At 57.2% G+C, this 16,242-nt stretch carries 19 protein-coding genes; 12 read left to right on the top strand and 7 right to left on the bottom strand.

The annotated features are described in order from the left end of the window. Position 1 precedes the first annotated feature (1 nt). From OMP40_RS01735 to OMP40_RS01705, 7 genes are all read left to right on the top strand, one after another. The gene (locus OMP40_RS01735) at positions 2-400 is read left to right on the top strand and encodes a molybdopterin-guanine dinucleotide biosynthesis protein B (protein WP_338131012.1); all 399 of its coding nucleotides are present in this window, start codon (positions 2-4) and stop codon (positions 398-400) included. Between the two features lie 163 nt (positions 401-563). After that, on the top strand, positions 564-1,643 hold the full coding sequence (gene leuB, locus OMP40_RS01730; RefSeq protein WP_277528656.1) for a 3-isopropylmalate dehydrogenase: 1,080 nt from the start codon (positions 564-566) through the stop codon (positions 1,641-1,643). Positions 1,644-1,826: 183 nt separating this feature from the next. Then, a complete protein-coding gene (locus OMP40_RS01725) occupies positions 1,827-2,375 on the top strand; it encodes a peroxiredoxin (protein ID WP_277528653.1) in 549 nt (182 codons plus the stop codon). Positions 2,376-2,545: 170 nt separating this feature from the next. Next, positions 2,546-2,971 (top strand): hypothetical protein, encoded by a 426-nt coding sequence (locus OMP40_RS01720; protein ID WP_090113997.1) that lies wholly within the window; start codon positions 2,546-2,548, stop codon positions 2,969-2,971. A 178-nt stretch (positions 2,972-3,149) separates the two neighbouring features. After that, entirely contained in the window at positions 3,150-4,529 is a 1,380-nt protein-coding gene (locus OMP40_RS01715; RefSeq protein WP_277528651.1) for a two-component system sensor histidine kinase NtrB, read from the top strand. Positions 4,530-4,648: 119 nt separating this feature from the next. Beyond that, positions 4,649-5,818, top strand: coding sequence for an MFS transporter (locus OMP40_RS01710; protein WP_277528649.1), 1,170 nt, complete (start codon positions 4,649-4,651; stop codon positions 5,816-5,818). After that, positions 5,811-5,957 carry a hypothetical protein gene (locus OMP40_RS01705; protein ID WP_277528647.1) on the top strand — a complete coding sequence of 49 codons (147 nt, stop codon included), beginning with the start codon at positions 5,811-5,813 and terminating at the stop codon, positions 5,955-5,957. Before OMP40_RS01710 ends, OMP40_RS01705 begins: the two co-directional genes overlap by 8 nt. A gap of 102 nt (positions 5,958-6,059) precedes the next feature. Here the strand turns inward: OMP40_RS01705 and OMP40_RS01700 are convergent, their stop codons facing one another. The 4 genes from OMP40_RS01700 to OMP40_RS01685 form a co-directional block, all read right to left on the bottom strand. After that, entirely contained in the window at positions 6,060-6,161 is a 102-nt protein-coding gene (locus OMP40_RS01700; protein WP_277528645.1) for a YjcZ family sporulation protein, read from the bottom strand. Between the two features lie 140 nt (positions 6,162-6,301). Further along, positions 6,302-6,790 (bottom strand): N-acetylmuramoyl-L-alanine amidase family protein, encoded by a 489-nt coding sequence (locus OMP40_RS01695; protein WP_277529202.1) that lies wholly within the window; start codon positions 6,788-6,790, stop codon positions 6,302-6,304. Then, positions 6,756-7,679: a copper amine oxidase N-terminal domain-containing protein gene (locus tag OMP40_RS01690; RefSeq protein WP_277528644.1), complete on the bottom strand. Its 924-nt coding sequence runs from the start codon at positions 7,677-7,679 to the stop codon at positions 6,756-6,758. Before OMP40_RS01690 ends, OMP40_RS01695 begins: the two co-directional genes overlap by 35 nt. Before the next feature lie 355 nt (positions 7,680-8,034). After that, complete coding sequence (locus OMP40_RS01685) at positions 8,035-8,964, bottom strand: IS1595 family transposase (protein ID WP_277528642.1); 930 nt, start codon at positions 8,962-8,964, stop codon at positions 8,035-8,037. Between the two features lie 564 nt (positions 8,965-9,528). Here OMP40_RS01685 and rsgA point away from each other — a divergent pair. After that, the gene (gene rsgA / locus OMP40_RS01680; protein ID WP_277528640.1) at positions 9,529-10,653 is read left to right on the top strand and encodes a ribosome small subunit-dependent GTPase A; all 1,125 of its coding nucleotides are present in this window, start codon (positions 9,529-9,531) and stop codon (positions 10,651-10,653) included. A gap of 92 nt (positions 10,654-10,745) precedes the next feature. Here rsgA and OMP40_RS01675 read toward each other — a convergent pair whose 3' ends face one another. Then, positions 10,746-10,949, bottom strand: a complete 204-nt coding sequence (locus OMP40_RS01675; protein WP_277528638.1) for a helix-turn-helix domain-containing protein — start codon at positions 10,947-10,949, stop codon at positions 10,746-10,748. Between OMP40_RS01675 and OMP40_RS01670 the strand changes: the two genes are divergently transcribed. Continuing rightward, complete coding sequence (locus tag OMP40_RS01670; protein WP_277528636.1) at positions 10,933-11,277, top strand: hypothetical protein; 345 nt, start codon at positions 10,933-10,935, stop codon at positions 11,275-11,277. The genes OMP40_RS01675 and OMP40_RS01670 overlap by 17 nt on opposite strands. Here the strand turns inward: OMP40_RS01670 and OMP40_RS01665 are convergent. Continuing rightward, positions 11,252-11,617, bottom strand: a complete 366-nt coding sequence (locus OMP40_RS01665; RefSeq protein ID WP_277528634.1) for a cupin domain-containing protein — start codon at positions 11,615-11,617, stop codon at positions 11,252-11,254. The two genes, OMP40_RS01670 and OMP40_RS01665, sit on opposite strands and share 26 nt — an antisense overlap. Before the next feature lie 125 nt (positions 11,618-11,742). On the opposite strand from OMP40_RS01665, the gene OMP40_RS01660 reads away from it, so the two are divergent. The 3 genes from OMP40_RS01660 to OMP40_RS01650 all read left to right on the top strand — a co-directional run bounded on the left by OMP40_RS01660 (position 11,743) and on the right by OMP40_RS01650 (position 15,093). Then, positions 11,743-12,813, top strand: a complete 1,071-nt coding sequence (locus OMP40_RS01660) for a Gfo/Idh/MocA family protein (RefSeq protein ID WP_277528632.1) — start codon at positions 11,743-11,745, stop codon at positions 12,811-12,813. A gap of 160 nt (positions 12,814-12,973) precedes the next feature. Then, on the top strand, positions 12,974-13,936 hold the full coding sequence (locus OMP40_RS01655) for a sugar phosphate isomerase/epimerase family protein (protein WP_277528630.1): 963 nt from the start codon (positions 12,974-12,976) through the stop codon (positions 13,934-13,936). Positions 13,937-13,959: 23 nt separating this feature from the next. Beyond that, positions 13,960-15,093 carry a Gfo/Idh/MocA family protein gene (locus tag OMP40_RS01650; RefSeq protein WP_277529201.1) on the top strand — a complete coding sequence of 378 codons (1,134 nt, stop codon included), beginning with the start codon at positions 13,960-13,962 and terminating at the stop codon, positions 15,091-15,093. 350 nt (positions 15,094-15,443) lie between these two features. On the opposite strand, the gene OMP40_RS01645 is transcribed toward OMP40_RS01650, so the two are convergent. Next, complete coding sequence (locus tag OMP40_RS01645; protein WP_277528629.1) at positions 15,444-15,821, bottom strand: cupredoxin domain-containing protein; 378 nt, start codon at positions 15,819-15,821, stop codon at positions 15,444-15,446. Between the last annotated feature and the right edge of the window lie 421 nt (positions 15,822-16,242).

The raw sequence follows: 16,242 nt of genomic DNA, 5'->3' as shown, positions 1-16,242 counted from the left end.
CATCACGGTCATCCTCCCGGGGGGAAATGTTTCGGAGGGCACGGCCTCGCTCGATCTGCCCGACAAGGATACCTGGCTACATCTGGCGGCCGGCGCTGCAGGGACCGGCGCTTCATCGGCTGCCCTATCGGGCATATGGACGCCGGGCGAAGCGTCTTTGGAGGAACTGGCTGGGCGGCTGCCGCCGGCAGATGTCATACTGGCCGAAGGATTCAAACGCGCGCCTTATGCCAAATGGGTGCTGCTGCGGGAACCGCGCGATGCCGAACTCCTTGATGCGCTCGTCAACGTCGTTGGCGTTTCCGCCTGTTTTCCCTTTTCGCATCCCAGTCTGCCGGTCGTGGACCGGAACGATGTCGTGCGGATCGCGGCATTGACGATCGCCGCTGCGCGAACCTAGTTATTCGGCAGCTTAGCAGCGCAAAACGGCGGATATGCGGCGCGCTCATAGTTCTCAGCTATTAATGACATAGTTTTTATGTTTTGGACGTGACCCGCGATATGTGCTACAAATAAACATAGCAATCGGAATGGAACCTAAGTCGGGAGTGAACTTTAAGATTATGGCAGAAGTGAAGAAGATAGCGGTCATCGCCGGCGACGGCATCGGCCCGGAAGTCGTCGGCGAAGCGATAAAGGTACTGAAAAAAACGGAAGAGCTGTTCGGTTATAAGTTCGAGCTCGAGCACGGCCTGTTCGGCGGCATCGCCATCGACGAGAAGGGCACGCCGCTGCCGCAAGAGACGCTCGACATTTGCCAGCGCGCGGACGCCGTGCTGCTCGGCGCCGTCGGCGGCCCGAAGTGGGACAACAATTCGAAGGAGCTGCGTCCGGAGACGGGCCTGCTCGGCATCCGCAAGGCGCTCGGCCTGTTCTCCAACATCCGTCCGGCCGTCGTGTTCGACTGCCTGAAGGACGCCTCGACGCTGAAGCCCGAAGTGCTCGAAGGCACCGACCTGATCGTCGTGCGCGAGCTGACCGGCGGCATCTACTTCGGCGAGAAGTTCCGCCGCGAAGGCGCGGGCGGTCAGGAAGCCGTCGATACTTGCGTTTACAACGTTCAGGAGATCGAGCGCATCGTCCGCCAAGGCTTCGAGATCGCGCAGAAGCGCCGCAAGAAGCTCGCTTCGGTCGACAAGGCGAACGTCCTCGAGACGAGCCGCCTGTGGCGCGAGACCGTCAACAAGATCGCGCCGGAATATCCGGACGTCGAGCTCGAGCACGTCCTCGTCGACAACTGCGCGATGCAGCTGCTGCGCCGTCCGTCCAGCTTCGACGTCATCGTGACGGAGAACATGTTCGGCGATATTCTGAGCGACGAGGCCGCCATGCTGACCGGATCGATCGGCATGCTGTCGTCCGCTTCGCTGGGCGAAGGCAGCTTCGGCCTGTACGAGCCGGTTCACGGCTCCGCGCCGGACATCGCGGGCCAAGGCATTTCCAACCCGATCGCGACGATCCTGTCCGTCGCGCTCATGTTCCAGCTGACGTTCGGCTATGCCGAAGCGGCGGAAGTGATCGAGCGCGCCGTCAAGCAAGTGCTTGACGCGGGTCACCGTACGGGCGATATCGCGGTGGACAAGAGCCAGGCGATCGGCACCACGGCGATGGGCGATCTGATCGTAGCCGCAATGGTTCGCTAAATCGCGACAAAAGCCGCGGGCGAGCAATCCGGGTCTTACGCGCTGAAAGATGGCGGGTAGTAGATTAGAATAACTTCAAAGAAGTAATGACTACAGCTTGATTTTGATTCTCAGTCTATGATACTATCGTAAATAGCAAATAAGGCCCGGCTTTGCAGTCGGAATTACAGGAGGTAATGGTCAATGGCAGAGCGTTTGGTCGGCCGCGAGGCCCCGCACTTTAACCTGGAGACGGTATCCGGTGACGGCAAGGAATTCGGCAGAGCGTCCCTTACGGATTATAAGGGCAAGTGGCTCGTATTCTTCTTCTATCCGCTGGACTTCACCTTCGTATGCCCGACGGAGATCGTCGCGCTTTCCGAAGCTTACGATCAGTTCAAGGCGCTGAACACCGAAGTTCTCGGCGTCAGCGTGGACAGCGTCCACAGCCACAAGGCTTGGATCAACACCCCTAAGAACGACAACGGTCTCGGCCAACTGAACTTCCCGCTGGCTGCGGACATCACGAAGCAAGCGGCGCGCGATTACGGCGTGCTGATCGAAGAAGAAGGCATCGCCCTGCGCGGCCTGTTCATCATCGATCCGGACGGCGTGCTCAAGTACCAGGTCGTCAATCACAACGACGTAGGCCGCAGCGTCGAAGAGACGCTTCGCGTGCTCCAGGCGCTCCAATCCGGCGGGCTGTGCCCGATCAACTGGAAGCCGGGCGACAAGAACCTGGTCGCCAAGTAATTGAATATCGCTCAGCCGAAGGCGCATGCACCCGCATGCGCCTTTGGCATCCTTTAGACGGCTGCCCTTTTATTGACTTTTGGGATCGCGGCAGGAATTTGCCGTTTTAGAGGAGAATATAGTGAAGCATCCGGCAAAGCCATACACGTCCATAAGGGAGGGGGAAGTCGATGTCATTCTGTTGCGGAGCCAGCATGATCGGGACGAAGGGGACGCTGAAGCACTATCGCACGCGAATTCACAACGTCCCGATTCTGTTCTGTCCGGTATGCCACCGGGTCGAGGTGCATTATCTGGTCGAGAACGAATACGAGATTTTGGCCGACTACGCGCACGGCGACGGCGCGTCCGAAGTAGACTTCCAGGACTATGTGGACGAGTCGGAAAAGGATCTGCACGAGAATTCGGTCAACAACGAGGAGGAGGATCCGCTCCTCATGGTGCAGAATCAGATCGACATGGGGCTGGACCTGCTTACCTTCGCCAAGAAGATCGGAGACGAAGAGTGGGAGCGGCAGCTCAAGCGCAGGCTCGGCGTGCTGAGCCAGCGCAGGCACAAACTCCGTCTCAAACGGACGACGGGCGGAGCGCTGTAGTTTTCGACATATAGAGCAGGCGTGGACGCCGTTTCCGGATATGCGACTTTTTTACACAAGTCATCAGTCCGAGAGCGGCGTTTTTCGCGTTTTTATTCGACAACTTCTCCGATTGACAGGTTTCCCAGTCTTTTACTATGATGAACTTGACGCAAGGGCGAGCCTGGAGGAATACGGCATGGAGAAATGGAGAACGAGATATTTCCCGGTTCTCGTGGAGTACGTGCTTCACGAGGACACGAGGGAGGGATACGATCTGAGCGAGCTGCTCGACCTGCTGAACGGCGTTCCGGCAGAGCACATTTTCGAGCATCACGAGGAGAACGTTCGCCTGCTCGTCTCGCATGCGGATAGCGAGGACAGGCTGGCGCTCATGCATCGAAGTCTATTGTTTCTTCACGAGATTCTAGGCAGTCATACCTGTTCCGAATCGGCCGCGGCGAAGGAAGAGCAGCTGCCCGAAGATTTGAGACAGGCCGCGGCGAAGGCGATCCCGCTCCAGGAAGAACGTCCGAGCCGCTTCGAGACGGTACTTCAGCATCTGGACAGCGGAATCGCGTTGTTCGAGCCTGGCGGGACGCTTCGGTTTCTGAACGTGCCGATGGCTCGGTTGCTGCAGGCGCCAAGGCGCATATTGATCGGCCAGAGTCTCCGCCAATTATTGTTCCACCCCAGCTTGAGCCGTTCTCTGCGGCTTATTTTTATTCGTATGTACAGGCAATTGAAGTACGATCGGCGCGCGCAGGGCGAATTTCAGGACGGCAGCCGATATTTGCTGATCAGCATCTCCCAGATCGAAGAACTCGATGGCGACATCTTGGTCAGCATCAAGGATGTCTCGGAGCACAAGCAGATCGAGCAGAGCGCCTTCCAGAACGACAAGCTGGCCATGCTTGGCAAGATCGCGGCGGCGATCGCGCACGAGATCCGCAATCCGCTGACCAGCATCCGCGGCTTTATCCAACTATTGAAGCCGTACCTGGAGTCGATCGGCAAGCAGGAATACGCGCGAATCATTTTATCCGAGATCGATAGAGCGAACGACATTATTTACGAATTTCTCAATTCGTCCAAACCTTCCGCGCCGATGACCCAGACCGTGTTGGTGGGCTTGCTGCTCAAAGAGACGATCCTTCTGACCGAGAGCGAGGCGCACATGCAAGGCGTCGAATTGACGTGCGAGATTTTCGATCCTTACCTCACGATCTCGATCGACGTCAAGCAGATCAAGCAAGTGATTTTGAACATGGTGAAAAATGCTTTGGATGCGGTTGCACACGTCGCCGACAAACGCAGGCCCAACATTCGGTTGTCGGCGCGCAAGGAACGCGGTTACGCCGTCATCAGCATTGCCGACAACGGACGAGGGATGGACCGGGAGACGCTGAGCAGACTGTTCGATCCCTTCTTTACGACGAAGTCCGAAGGCACCGGACTCGGGCTATCGGTGAGCTACCGGATCATCCGGAATCACGGCGGGACGGTGCAGGTCGACAGCCGGCTCGGCGAAGGTACGACGTTCATGATTTATTTGCCATACGTAGGGGAAAGAGAGTAGAATCGGATTAAACGAAAGCGCGCTTCGCGACGGCTCCGTCGCGAAGCTTTTTAATACGCCGGTAGCGATAGCTGCGGGGAAGCGCTCGATAGAGTCGACCATCATGGGGGGAACTGCCGATGACCAAGCGCACGAGATTCGCGGGGCTGGATATTCAGAGACTGCTGCGAAGCCGGTTTAACGATTCAGAGATCAGACGCGGATTGCGAGCGTCCCTGATTGAAGGCATCCCCGCTACGATCATCGCCAATTTGCTGGGCGGACCCTTGCAGACGGCGTTTTTATTGTATTTGGGCTTCCATTCCGAGCAGATCGGGTTGATCGCCGCTATTCCATCGTTGACTCTCCTAGCCCAGATCTTCATGGCGTTTGCCATGGAACGATGGAGAGACCGTCGCAAGGTCACGACGATACTCGGCGTCGGTCACCGTACATTATGGGTAGGTACGGGATTGATTCCCCTCTTGTTCCCCGAGGCGGCATGGGCGCCGCTTTATATTATCGTTTTCCTCTGTTCCTTTACGCTGACGCAAGCCGGCGGCGTGATCTGGACGTCCCTCATGGCCGATATTGTCCCGCCACCGATCCGAGGGCGCTACTTCGGCATCCGCAATACGATTCATTGGGCCGTGGCCAGTCTGACGCTGCTGATCGGCGGCCAACTGATGGAGTGGCTGCCTGGCGGACGGGGCTTCACGATCTTGTTCGCGGTCTGCGCGCTTTGCGTCGTCTGGAACGGCATCGAACTGTCCCGTTATGCGAACCCGCCCTTCGAGAGCGCGGGCGGCAAGCTGTCGGCCGGGTTTATTCTAAAGCCATTCCGCGATCGCCCTTTTCTATCCGCGGCTTGTTTTATCACTTTATTCATTTTGATTCAGAACGTCGTCGTTCCGCTTTACGCCTATGCGATGCTGAACCTGCTGAATTTAAGCTACAGCAGCGTCACTTTGATCACGATGATACAAAATATCGTGATGATGGTCAGCTACATATTCTGGGGAAACTTGAACGCCCGATTTTCCGCTCGCCAACTGCTCACTTGGACGTTTCCGATCATTTCGCTCGCCTGCATCGTGTGGTTGGGCATGTCCGCGCTGCCCGTCCTGCTTATCTTGGGCTTGTCTCACATCCTGCTCGGCATCGGGCTCGGCGGTTACAATTTGCTCGTGTTCAACTTTTTTGATCGGGGATACGCCGAAGTCGGACAGGCCGATTTACATCGCCGTCTTTTCCGCCTTGACCGGCATTGCCGGATTCGTCGGACCGAATATCGGGGGCTGGTTGTTTAAGGCGGCGAACGATGCGCCGGCATGGCTGCAGGATTATGGCATCGTTGGACTGACCGGAGTGGCCTTGCTCGTGCCTGCGGTAGCGGTCGCGCCGTTCGTATTCAGAAGCGCGCGCAATTCGCGCAGCAGAGCCGGCTGATTGGCGGGAAAAGGTTGGGGCCGCGGACCGCCCAGCGTAAAAAAAGCCCGCTGCGCAACGCGCAGCGGGACAGTAGGAGGAATTGCTAGAGGCAAGAGTCGGTTAGTACAGGCCGATGCCCGCACGGAGAATGATCACGAGAAGAATGAAGAGGACAAGGACGAACGCTGCGCCGCCGCCATAACCGCAAGCTACTCCGCTCATTTGCTACACCTCCGGGTTGTTGGATTGTGGTCACTTCCACACCCCTAATATATGTGCCGTCGACGATTCGGACTGTCCATACGCCTATTTCCGGAAGAAAAAGTGAGCGCTAGCCGGTAGGTCGTTGCTGAGGGACGGCGTCACTTGACGCCGAAATATTCTTTCAATCCGTCCACGATGGCCTGAGCGACGCGATTCTGAAAGCTGTCGCTGAACAAAATCGATTCTTCCGTGGCGTTCGACAAAAATCCGACTTCGAGCAGCGTGGCGGGCATGGCCGTCTCGCGCAGCACTTTATAGCTTGCGTACTTGACTTTGCGATCGGTGAAGCCGGTCGCTTGAACCAGATGCTTGTGCATGACGTTCGCGAGCGTCTTGCCGCTTCCTGTGTAATAATAGGTCTCCGTGCCGCGAACGGTCGGTTTGCCGGGCGCGATATTGGCATGAATCGATACGAATGCGTCCGCTCCGGCTTTATTCGCGATCGTCGCACGGTCTGACAACGGGATAAAAGTATCGTCATGGCGGGTCAGCACGACCTGGAAGGCCGATTCCTTCTTAAGCAGTTGCTCCACTTTAAGCGCAAGCGACAGGTTAAAAGATTTTTCCTGCTTTTTGGTGGCGCCTATGCCGCCCGGGTCTCCGTCGCCGTGTCCAGGATCGATGACGACGATTTTTTTTGCCGTTGTTCGGATTGACCGGAGGCGGCGTCGGCGTCGCGGAGGGCTTCAGATCGACGACGTATACGTTCGACTCGACGTCGGCCTCTTGATAGGCGGAAAAAGGCTTGTCGGCAGCCAAGTCCAGCGTGATGGTCACGGTCTTGGAGACAGCGTCCGTGACGGCATAATCGACATGGGTCGCGCCAGAGCCGTCGGAGATCGCGAACTCGCCCGATTGGGTTGCGGCATCGTACGGCTGCAGCGTCGAGAAGGCGGGGTCGAACGCCGTGTTCGGGAGCTCGACGACGATACGCGAAGGATCGGCGTCCGCGTACGTTTTAGGGATCAGGCTTCCGGTAAAGGAAATAGCCAGCCTGCCGTCGCTCCAGCCGATCCCTTTAATGAGCCCGCCGGCAGCAGGAGTAGGAGAAGGCGATGGGGTTGAGGGCGTGCCGGGAGCCGGCGTCGGCGTTGGTTCGGTCGAAGGCGATGGCGATGGCGTGGGCGAAGGCGGCAGCCAGGGCTCCGAAGGCTCGGACGTCGTCAAGGTGACGATCTTCCTGGCATTGTCCCAGCCGATGTCCATGCCGGCGGATTCGCCGACGAATCGTAGCGGAACGAGCGTCGTGCCCGAACGATTGACTGGAGCCGCGTTTAGCTTGACCTTCGCGTCGCCGACGCTGGCGGTCGAATGGCCGATCGTCAGCATGATGTCGCCGTTGCCCGACCAAATTTTTACCTGTTTGTCGGTTTGATTCCAGGTGACGAGCAGGCCCAGATTTTCGGCAATGAAGCGGATCGGGACCATGACGCTCCCTTTGACGATTTCGACCTTGTCTTTCTTCTGGAGTGACAAAGCTTGTCCGTCCAGTATGATGGTTGCCCCGGAGGATTGGGCGCTGGCTTGTCCGGCGAACGAAAAACAGAAGAATAAAGCTGCGAGCAATACAAAGAAGCCGATCTGTTTCAATTCTCCACCTCATCCATGTTGTTCTAGTACGTCTAGGTTAAACGCCTGCTCGCATGAAAAGGTTTCGCAAGAAAACGAAATCGGGTCGAAAGTACGACTTATTTAACGTCATTCTCATGATAAGGATCAAGTGAATCGGACAGACGGGGTTATATACGATTTTTCTTATTTCATGCCTTTATCCCATCGACTCAGATTTTGGGCACGAAGGAGGGGGCGTTTTTTTTAGAGATTAAAAGAATTATGCACCCCAACTGCTCATATGGCGGCCCTTCCATCGCGACCTGCTGCCGAAATAAATCCATGGCACGGCGAGCACCGCCCTCGACCTGGTAAGTTCGTCGTATTGAATAGCGCGCGTGACCGAGCACCAGCGCAGCAATGAATGCAGCGCAGACTCGGATCGCAAATGTTTGTTCAGTCGGAAGGCGAACTCGTCCAGATACGCTTGCAAATGCTTAGCACCGATCCCATTAAAGGTATCGTTCAGCCAGATGCACACGGTTTTCGCAATTGGAAATATAGCGTTATGCATCTTCCCGTAGCGGCCTGTCGTGGGGACAACATGCGCCTCGGCATGCTTGCGGTCGAACGCATGGTAGCCCGATGCCAGCACTCTCCGATTAACCGGATCGACATGCCTGGGCTCCGGTTGATGAAGCACGACGCGGTCAGGCCGCTCCCGTTCGTTCAACGGGGCGCCGATGAGTAACGGCTGTTGAGCGTCCTGAAAGACAGGCGAACCATAATAAAAAGCATCGAGCCTATAGTCGGCGTCGATAAGCTCAGAAGTCTCAGCGGCTTGAAGGGCAAACCTGATCTTATGCGCGATGTGCCAAGCCGTCTTGTAGGTGACCATAATAAGGTCGGATAAACGAAGCGCACTGATGCCGGCGGATTGCGAGAGCAGGAATATCGCCTGGAACCACTTCGGCAGAGGCGTCCGGCTGCCTTCCATGATCGTGCCGGAAATAATGGAGGTCTGACGACGACAGGATGCGCACTGATAAAGAGGAAGTCTGCGTGTGCTGATGATAGAGAAGCTGCAGCAATGGCAGGCTGGACAACGAAAACCTGCGGGCCAACGAAGCGCGAACAAAGCTTGCGCGCATGCGGCGTCGGAATCAAATCGTTGGCAAAACCGTTCATAAGTATCGGCTTCAACTGACATGACGCGCCTCCCGAGGTTCATTTTTTTCATTATATCGAACATGTGTTCCGATTTCAATAGTACTTTTTGCATGGTCAAGCTGATTCGATGGGATAATGGGTTGGAGGGCAAAAGGGGGAGTTACAGTTATTGGTATGTAAAAAAATGGATAATTTATTCCTGTGCACTGTTCTGTCCAAGCAGCCGGACGCGATTAAAAGAAGTGGCTAGGAGAGCTGCTGATGATTGACAATTGTGGCCGAGATGCCTATACTATGAACAAATATTGAGAAGGAGGCTGATGTAATATGTCGAGCATTAAGCTGATTGCTTTGTCGTTCGTCGCGTATTCATCGGTCTCGAACGGAGCCGGCTTGGGAGACTAAGCCTTTTTCGGCCATCACGGCCGGCTGCCGCGGAGACCGACAGGTCCCCCGCGGTTTATTTTTTGAACGGATCCTTCTCGCTCTAGGGGAGGTCCGTCCGGCCGCAGGGGAACCTGGGGCTTTTTGTGTTTTGTGGATTGATTTTGTATGGATTGCTTGTTGTTTAACCAAAAATAACTTTTAAGGGGTTTTCGCACGAATGAACGAATATGAAAAAACAGCTTGGCCGGAAATGGAGTCTTACGGCTGGGACGAGGAGCGGGACAAGGACTATGCGGCCATCCCGCCCTTTGGCAAAAAGCTTGCGCCGGCTCGCGTCGTTGCGCAATTCAGTCATCAGTACCGTATTGCGACTCCTTGGGGAGACAGGCTGGCAGAGGTGTCGGGAAAATTTGCCTTTGCGGCGGCGACGCCTGGGGACTACCCGGCAGTCGGAGATTGGGTGGCTGCCGAGATGCCGGACGGCGACTCGCACGCCATCGTCCATGCGCTACTGCCGAGACGGACGAAGATCATGCGCCGGGCGGCCGGCAGCCGTCCGGACGAACAGCTGATCGGCGCGAACATCGACACCGTCTTTATCGTCGCATCGCTTAACGAAGATTGGAATCTGCGCCGTATCGAACGCTATCTGATCGCCGTGCGGGAGGGAGGCGCGGAGCCGGTGCTGCTGTTGACGAAGGCCGATTTGTGCGATGATCCCGAACGGTATGTCCGGGAAACGAAATCGATCGCGCCCGAAGTACCCGTCATTCCGGTAAGCGCGCGATCGGACCAAGGACGCGAAGCGCTAGCGCCATTTCTGTCGCCGGGAAAGACTGTAGGCGCGACAGGATCGTCGGGCGTAGGCAAGTCGACGCTGCTCAATTGGCTGGCAGGCGAACCGCGGCAATCCGTGCAAGGCATCCGCGAGGACGATGCCCGGGGCCGCCATACGACGACGCATCGCGAACTGTTCGTGCTGCCGTCGGGCGCAGTGTGGCTCGACACGCCGGGCATGCGAGAGCTCCAGCTCTGGGAGGCGGAGGACGGCTGGCAAGCGACGTTTTCCGATATCGAAGCCTTGGCATCTTCATGCCGGTTCCGCGATTGCAGGCACGAGTCCGAACAAGGCTGCGCCGTGCGGGAGGCGCTAAACAGCGGGGCCCTCGATCCGGCGCGCTACGCGAATTATCGCAAGACGGAGCGAGAACTGGCGCGTCTGGCGCTGAAGGAACAGCGCGCAGGCAAACGCCTCGCCAAGGGAGAGGCTGCGCGAGGCGCGAAACCGGCAGCGGGCGCCAGGAGACAGTGGAGAGTGGCAATATTCGAGGACGAAGACTAAAATTACGGCGGGCGGGCCCAAGAGGCTCTATACGATAAACGAATAAGTCTCCGCGCGGCTGCTTCCGGCGGAGACTTGTCGTCAAGCTTCGGTTATCTTCCCCAAGCCAGCATCTTGCGTTGGAACTCCTTGGGCGAGCAGTGGTTGAACCGCTTGAACATTTTGTAAAAATGGGCCATGTTCGGCATGCCGATGCGGTCGCCCACCTCGCTGACGCTGAGATCGCGGGTGAGCAGCAACTGCTCGGCGGTCTTGATCTTGCGGAAGTTGACGTATTCGGTGAACGAAATGCCCATCGCTTTTTTTGAAAAACTTGACGAAATAATAGTAGCTCATATTCGCCAGCCGGCAGGCGTCTTCGACGGTGACGCGCCCGGTAATGCCGGATTCAACATAGTCGAGCACTGGCTTCAGCCGAATACGTTCTACGCGGTCCTGTCCCGCGAGCAGCCCCATTTTGTCGTGACGGATCATGACGAGCAATATTTTTTTAATCAGCAGATTGACCGCGAGCTCGTAGCCAGCTTCCTTGCGCCGCGCCTCCTCGTAGATCTCGGCGATGCAGGCGGCCGCCTCTCGCCTGGCGACGGCGTTTTCCTTAAACAAATAGTTCATCGCGCTTAAAGGAACCTTCGTCTCGTTGAAGTATTGCAAATACGAGATCGTGCTCTGGTCGAAAAAGGCCTGAAGATCGAACTGCAGCACGAGGTAATGCACTTGGGCGTCGCCGTAGCTTCGGTCGCGGTGCAGCTGCGAGCTGCCGAGAACGACGACGTCCCCCCTCGCGCATCACATGCGTCTCGCCGTTCACTTCGACGTCGAGACGGCCGCTCTGGACGAGCAGCAGTTCGCATTCGGGATGATGATGCCAGCTGTAGAGCAGATCGGCCTGTCGTATCGCCTGCCATACCTTTATCGAGAGCAGCGGGTTCTCGTATTCGATTTTTTCTTGTCTTGCCTGCATGCCGGGTGGCCTCCCTGACCAAAATCGCATAACGACCGCGCACCATTGCACATGGGAATCCGTTGGATGAATGATATACTTGAATTGTAGTTCTATCAGCGCGAACATTCAAGGAGGACAACCTTTTGAGTCAAGTGCACGTGGGCATGATCGGCTGCGGAGGCATCGCCTTCGGCAAGCACCTGCCGTCGCTCGCCAAGATCCCCGAGGCTAAAATAACCGCGTTTTTCGACGTCTCCCAGGAACGGGCGCACGACGCCAAGAATAAGTTCGGCACGCCGGACGCGCGCGTCTACGACAACGTGCAGGCGCTGCTCCACGATCCCGACGTTCATGTCGTGCACGTATGCACGCCGAACGATACGCATGCCGAGATTTCCATCGCCGCGATGGAAGCGGGCAAGCACGTGCTCTGCGAAAAGCCGATGGCGAAGACGTCCGCCGACGCCCAGCGCATGCTCGAGGTGTCCGAACGTACCGGCCGCAAGCTGAGCATCGCCTATCAGAACCGCTATCGCGCGGATAGCCGCTGGCTGTACGCGGCCTGCCGCGGCGGCGAACTCGGAGAGGTTTATCTGGCCAAGGCCCACGCGGTCCGCCGCCGCGCGGTGCCGACCTGGGGCGTATTCCTCGATCTGGAAAAGCAAGGCGGAGGTCCGCTGATCGATATCGGCACGCATGCGCTCGACCTGGCGCTGTGGATGATGGACAATTATGAGCCGAAGACGGTACTCGGGACCACTTACCGCAAGCTCGCGGAGCAGGGCAGCCCGGCCAACGCCTGGGGCAACTGGAATCCGGAGTCGTTCACCGTCGAGGATTCGGCGTTCGCGATGATCACGATGAAAAACGGCGCGACCGTATGGGTCGAATCGAGCTGGGCGCTCAACACGCTGGACGTCGACGAGGCGAAGGTGACGCTTCACGGCTCCAAGGCCGGCGCGGATATGAAGGGCGGCCTGCGCGTCAACGGCGAGGAGCACGGCCAGCTGTACACCAAAGAGATTCTGCTCGGCAACCAGTTCGATCCGTCGATGCCGAACGATTCGGCCGAGCGCGAAGCGCGCGCCTGGATCGACGCGATTCTAAGCGATCAAGCGCCGGTCGTTACCGCCCGCCAAGGCTACGTCGTGCAGCAAATTCTCGAAGCGATCTATGAATCCGCCAACAAGGGACAAGCGGTCTCTTTCGCTTAAGCCTTCGGCATCCGCGTATCGTTTGGACGCGTCGCCGGAACACCTCTCCAATTTCTCGCAAATCGGAGATGACTTTCGGCGGCCGTTCCTGTAAACTAAGTTTGCTGGATAAACAAAGAAATCATGGACCTCTAATTTTGAAAGGTTGGGTGAAGCGCTCGTGAAATTGGGAGTATTTCTCGTATTGTTCGGTCAGCAGGACCTCGAATCCGCGCTGGATACGGCCAAAGCCGCCGGTCTCGAAGCCGTCGAGCTCGGCTGCGGCGGTTTTCCCGGCACCGCGCACGTTAATGCGCGTGAAGTGCTGAATGACGAAGCTGCGATCGCGCGCATTAAAAATGCGGTCGATTCCCGCGGCATGACGATCAGCGCGCTGAGCGTGCACGGCAATCCGTTGCACCCCGATGCAAGCGTTGCCAAATCCGATCACGAAGACTTCGTCGCTACCGTCCAACTGGCTGAAAAGCTGGGCGTCGACACCGTCATTACCTTCTCCGGCTGTCCCGGCGAATCGGAGAATTCCAAATATCCGTCCTGGGTCACTTGCCCTTGGCCGCCGGACTTCCTCACCGTTCTCGAGTGGCAGTGGAACGAAATCGCGATTCCATACTGGAAAGAGCAATCCGCATTCTGCCGCAAGCACGGCGTGCGCGTCGCGATCGAATCCCATCCGGGTTTCCTCGTCTACAACACCGAGACCGCGCTGCGTCTGCGCCGCGAAGCGGGCGACAACATCGGCGTCAACTTCGACCCGTCTCACCTGTTTTGGCAAGGCATGGATCCGATCGAGTGCGTCAAGGCGCTTGCCGATTCGATCTTCCACGTGCACGCCAAGGATACGAAGATCGACGCGCGCAACACCGCGCTGAACGGCGTTCTCGACACGAAGCACTATGGCGACATCCTGAACCGTTCTTTCGTCTTCCGCACGGTCGGCTACGGGCATGACGACGAGTTCTGGAAGAACCTCGTCAGCACGCTGCGCCTGGTCGGCTACGACGGCGTCATCAGCATCGAGCACGAGGACGGCATCATGAGCGTGAACGAAGGTTTCACCAAAGCCGCGGGCTTCCTGAACGGCCTCATACTGAAGGAAAGCGCGGGTGAAATGTGGTGGGCGTAAATCAAAAGACGTTAAACGTCGGCATGGTCGGCTACAAGTTCATGGGCAAAGCCCATAGCCATGCCTACAAGGATGTCGGTATGTTCTTCGATCTCGAAGCGCCGGTCGTCATGAAGGCGATCTGCGGACGGGACGAGCAGGGCGTTAAGGAAGCGGCCGACAAATTCGGTTGGGAGAGCTACGAGACCGATTGGAAAAAACTCGTTGCGCGCGACGATATCGACTTCATCGACATCAACGCGCCAAGCGACGCGCATAAAGAAATCGCGCTGGCCGCGATTGCCGCAGGCAAGCACGTTTTTTGCGAGAAGCCGCTGGCGCTGAACCTGGCGGATGCGCGCGAAATGCTCGACGCCGCCGAAAAAGCGGGCGTCAAGCATGCCATCTGCTTCAACTATCGCTTCCTGCCGGCCGTGCAGCTGGCCAAGCAGATCATCGAAAGCGGCAAGCTCGGCGAGATTCACCACTACCGCGCGACTTATCTGCAAGACTGGCTCGTCGATCCCGAATCGCCGCTGGCCTGGCGCCTTAAGAAGGAAGTCGCCGGTTCGGGTACGCATGGCGACCTGAACGCCCATAGCATCGACCTCGCCCGCTTCTTGATCGGCGAGTTCGACCGCGTTGTCGGCCACAGCCGCACGTTCGTGAAGCAGCGTCCGATCCCTTCGTCGACTTCCGGTCTGTCCGGCAAGGGCACGTCCGAGATGGGCGAGGTCACCGTAGACGACGCTACCGGCTTCCTGGCCGACTTCAAGAACGGCGCGATGGGCGTGTTTATCGCCACTCGTTTCGCCGCGGGCCGCAAAAACCACAACACGTTCGAGATTCACGGCAGCAAGGGAACGCTGCGCTGGGATCTGGAACGCCTGAACGAGCTCGAAGTATACTTCCGCGAGGACGAGCCCGAGCTGGCCGGCTTCCGCACGATTCTTGCGACCGATCCGTCTCACAAGTACGCAGGTAACTGGTGGCCGGCGGGTCACATCATCGGCTACGAGCACGGCTTCGTGCACATTGTCTACGAATTCCTGCAACATATGGCGAACGGTTCGCCGTTCGCGCCGACGTTCCTGGACGGCGTGCGCTGCCAAGAGGTGCTTGAAGCGGTCGATCTGTCGATCGAGCGTGGCAAGTGGGTCGGCATCGAAGAAGTTTAAAGTAGTTTCTGCGGCGTATCGCCCGCGAAATGCGGTCCCCCGGCTTTTTGTGCCGGGGGATTGTTTTTTTTCGTTCATCCCATTATCCCATCGGCTCAGATAAGATCATTCCAAACGAAATGTCATGCAAAGGTCCGCGATTATTAAAATGCCGGAAACTCAAACTCGCTGAGTCGATGGGATAGTGGGATGCTGAACCGAAAACTGAGTCGGTGGGATAGTGGGATAGCGGAAAGGAAAAACTGAGTCAATGGGATAGTGGGATGCACAAACAAAAAAAGGGCCCTCCGCTTCGGCGGGAGGGTCCTCTTTTGTTTGTGCGTATCGGCGTTCGAATCGGCACCTTATTCTTATTCTACGATAATTTGCCCTGTCATGTTGTCATGGCCGGAGCCGCATTGAACGGAGCAGTTAAAGTCGTAGGTGCCGGCTTTGTCGACCGTGAAGGTGGCCGTTTCGCCGTTTTTGATGTTCACGTTGAAGTCTGGGACCTCAAGACCGTGAACGCCGTCCGTGTTCTCGAGCGTCAGCTTGACCGTATCGCCCACGTGCAGCTTGATTTCTTTCTTGTCAAATTCGAAGTTTTTGGCATGCACGGTAATCTCCTGCGTCGTGCCGCCCGAGGCGCCTCCCGATGCTGGCGCGGAGGCGGAAGAGGAAGCGCTCGCCGGCGCGTCCGAGCTTGAAGCGGCATTGTCGTTGCCGTTATTGCCGCATGCGCTCAGCACAAAAAAAGGCCGCAATGGCGACGAGAGCGAAGAACAAGTACGTTTTCTTGTTTCCCTTTTTCATAGCATGAAAACCTCCTAAGGATGTTATGCCGCAAATCGAAGTCGAGGAATGCGATTGTTCCCTGGCTGTTCGCGTAAAACCTTCCTACCCGTTAAGGCGGCCTTTTAATCTTTGCCTTCCGCACCTTTCGACAAAAATCGCGCTTGTTGCCGCTTTAAAAGCTCCGACGAAGGGTAGATAGCAGTGACGCCCGCAGAAGGCTGCCGACCTGAGAAGGCAGCCTTGGGCTTGTTGACGTTAAAAGCAAGTTGACTAAAAAAGGAGGACTAAACGGAATGAAGAAGTCATACGCAACAGCCGGCGCTTTGCTGGCCGCCAGCCTGGCGCTCGGCGCGTGCAGCGGAGGCGATTCGAAGT

The sequence above is a fragment of the Cohnella rhizosphaerae genome (assembly GCF_029525575.1).
GTDB lineage: Bacteria > Bacillota > Bacilli > Paenibacillales > Paenibacillaceae > Cohnella > Cohnella rhizosphaerae.
This window is presented reverse-complemented; position numbering and strand designations above follow the sequence as displayed.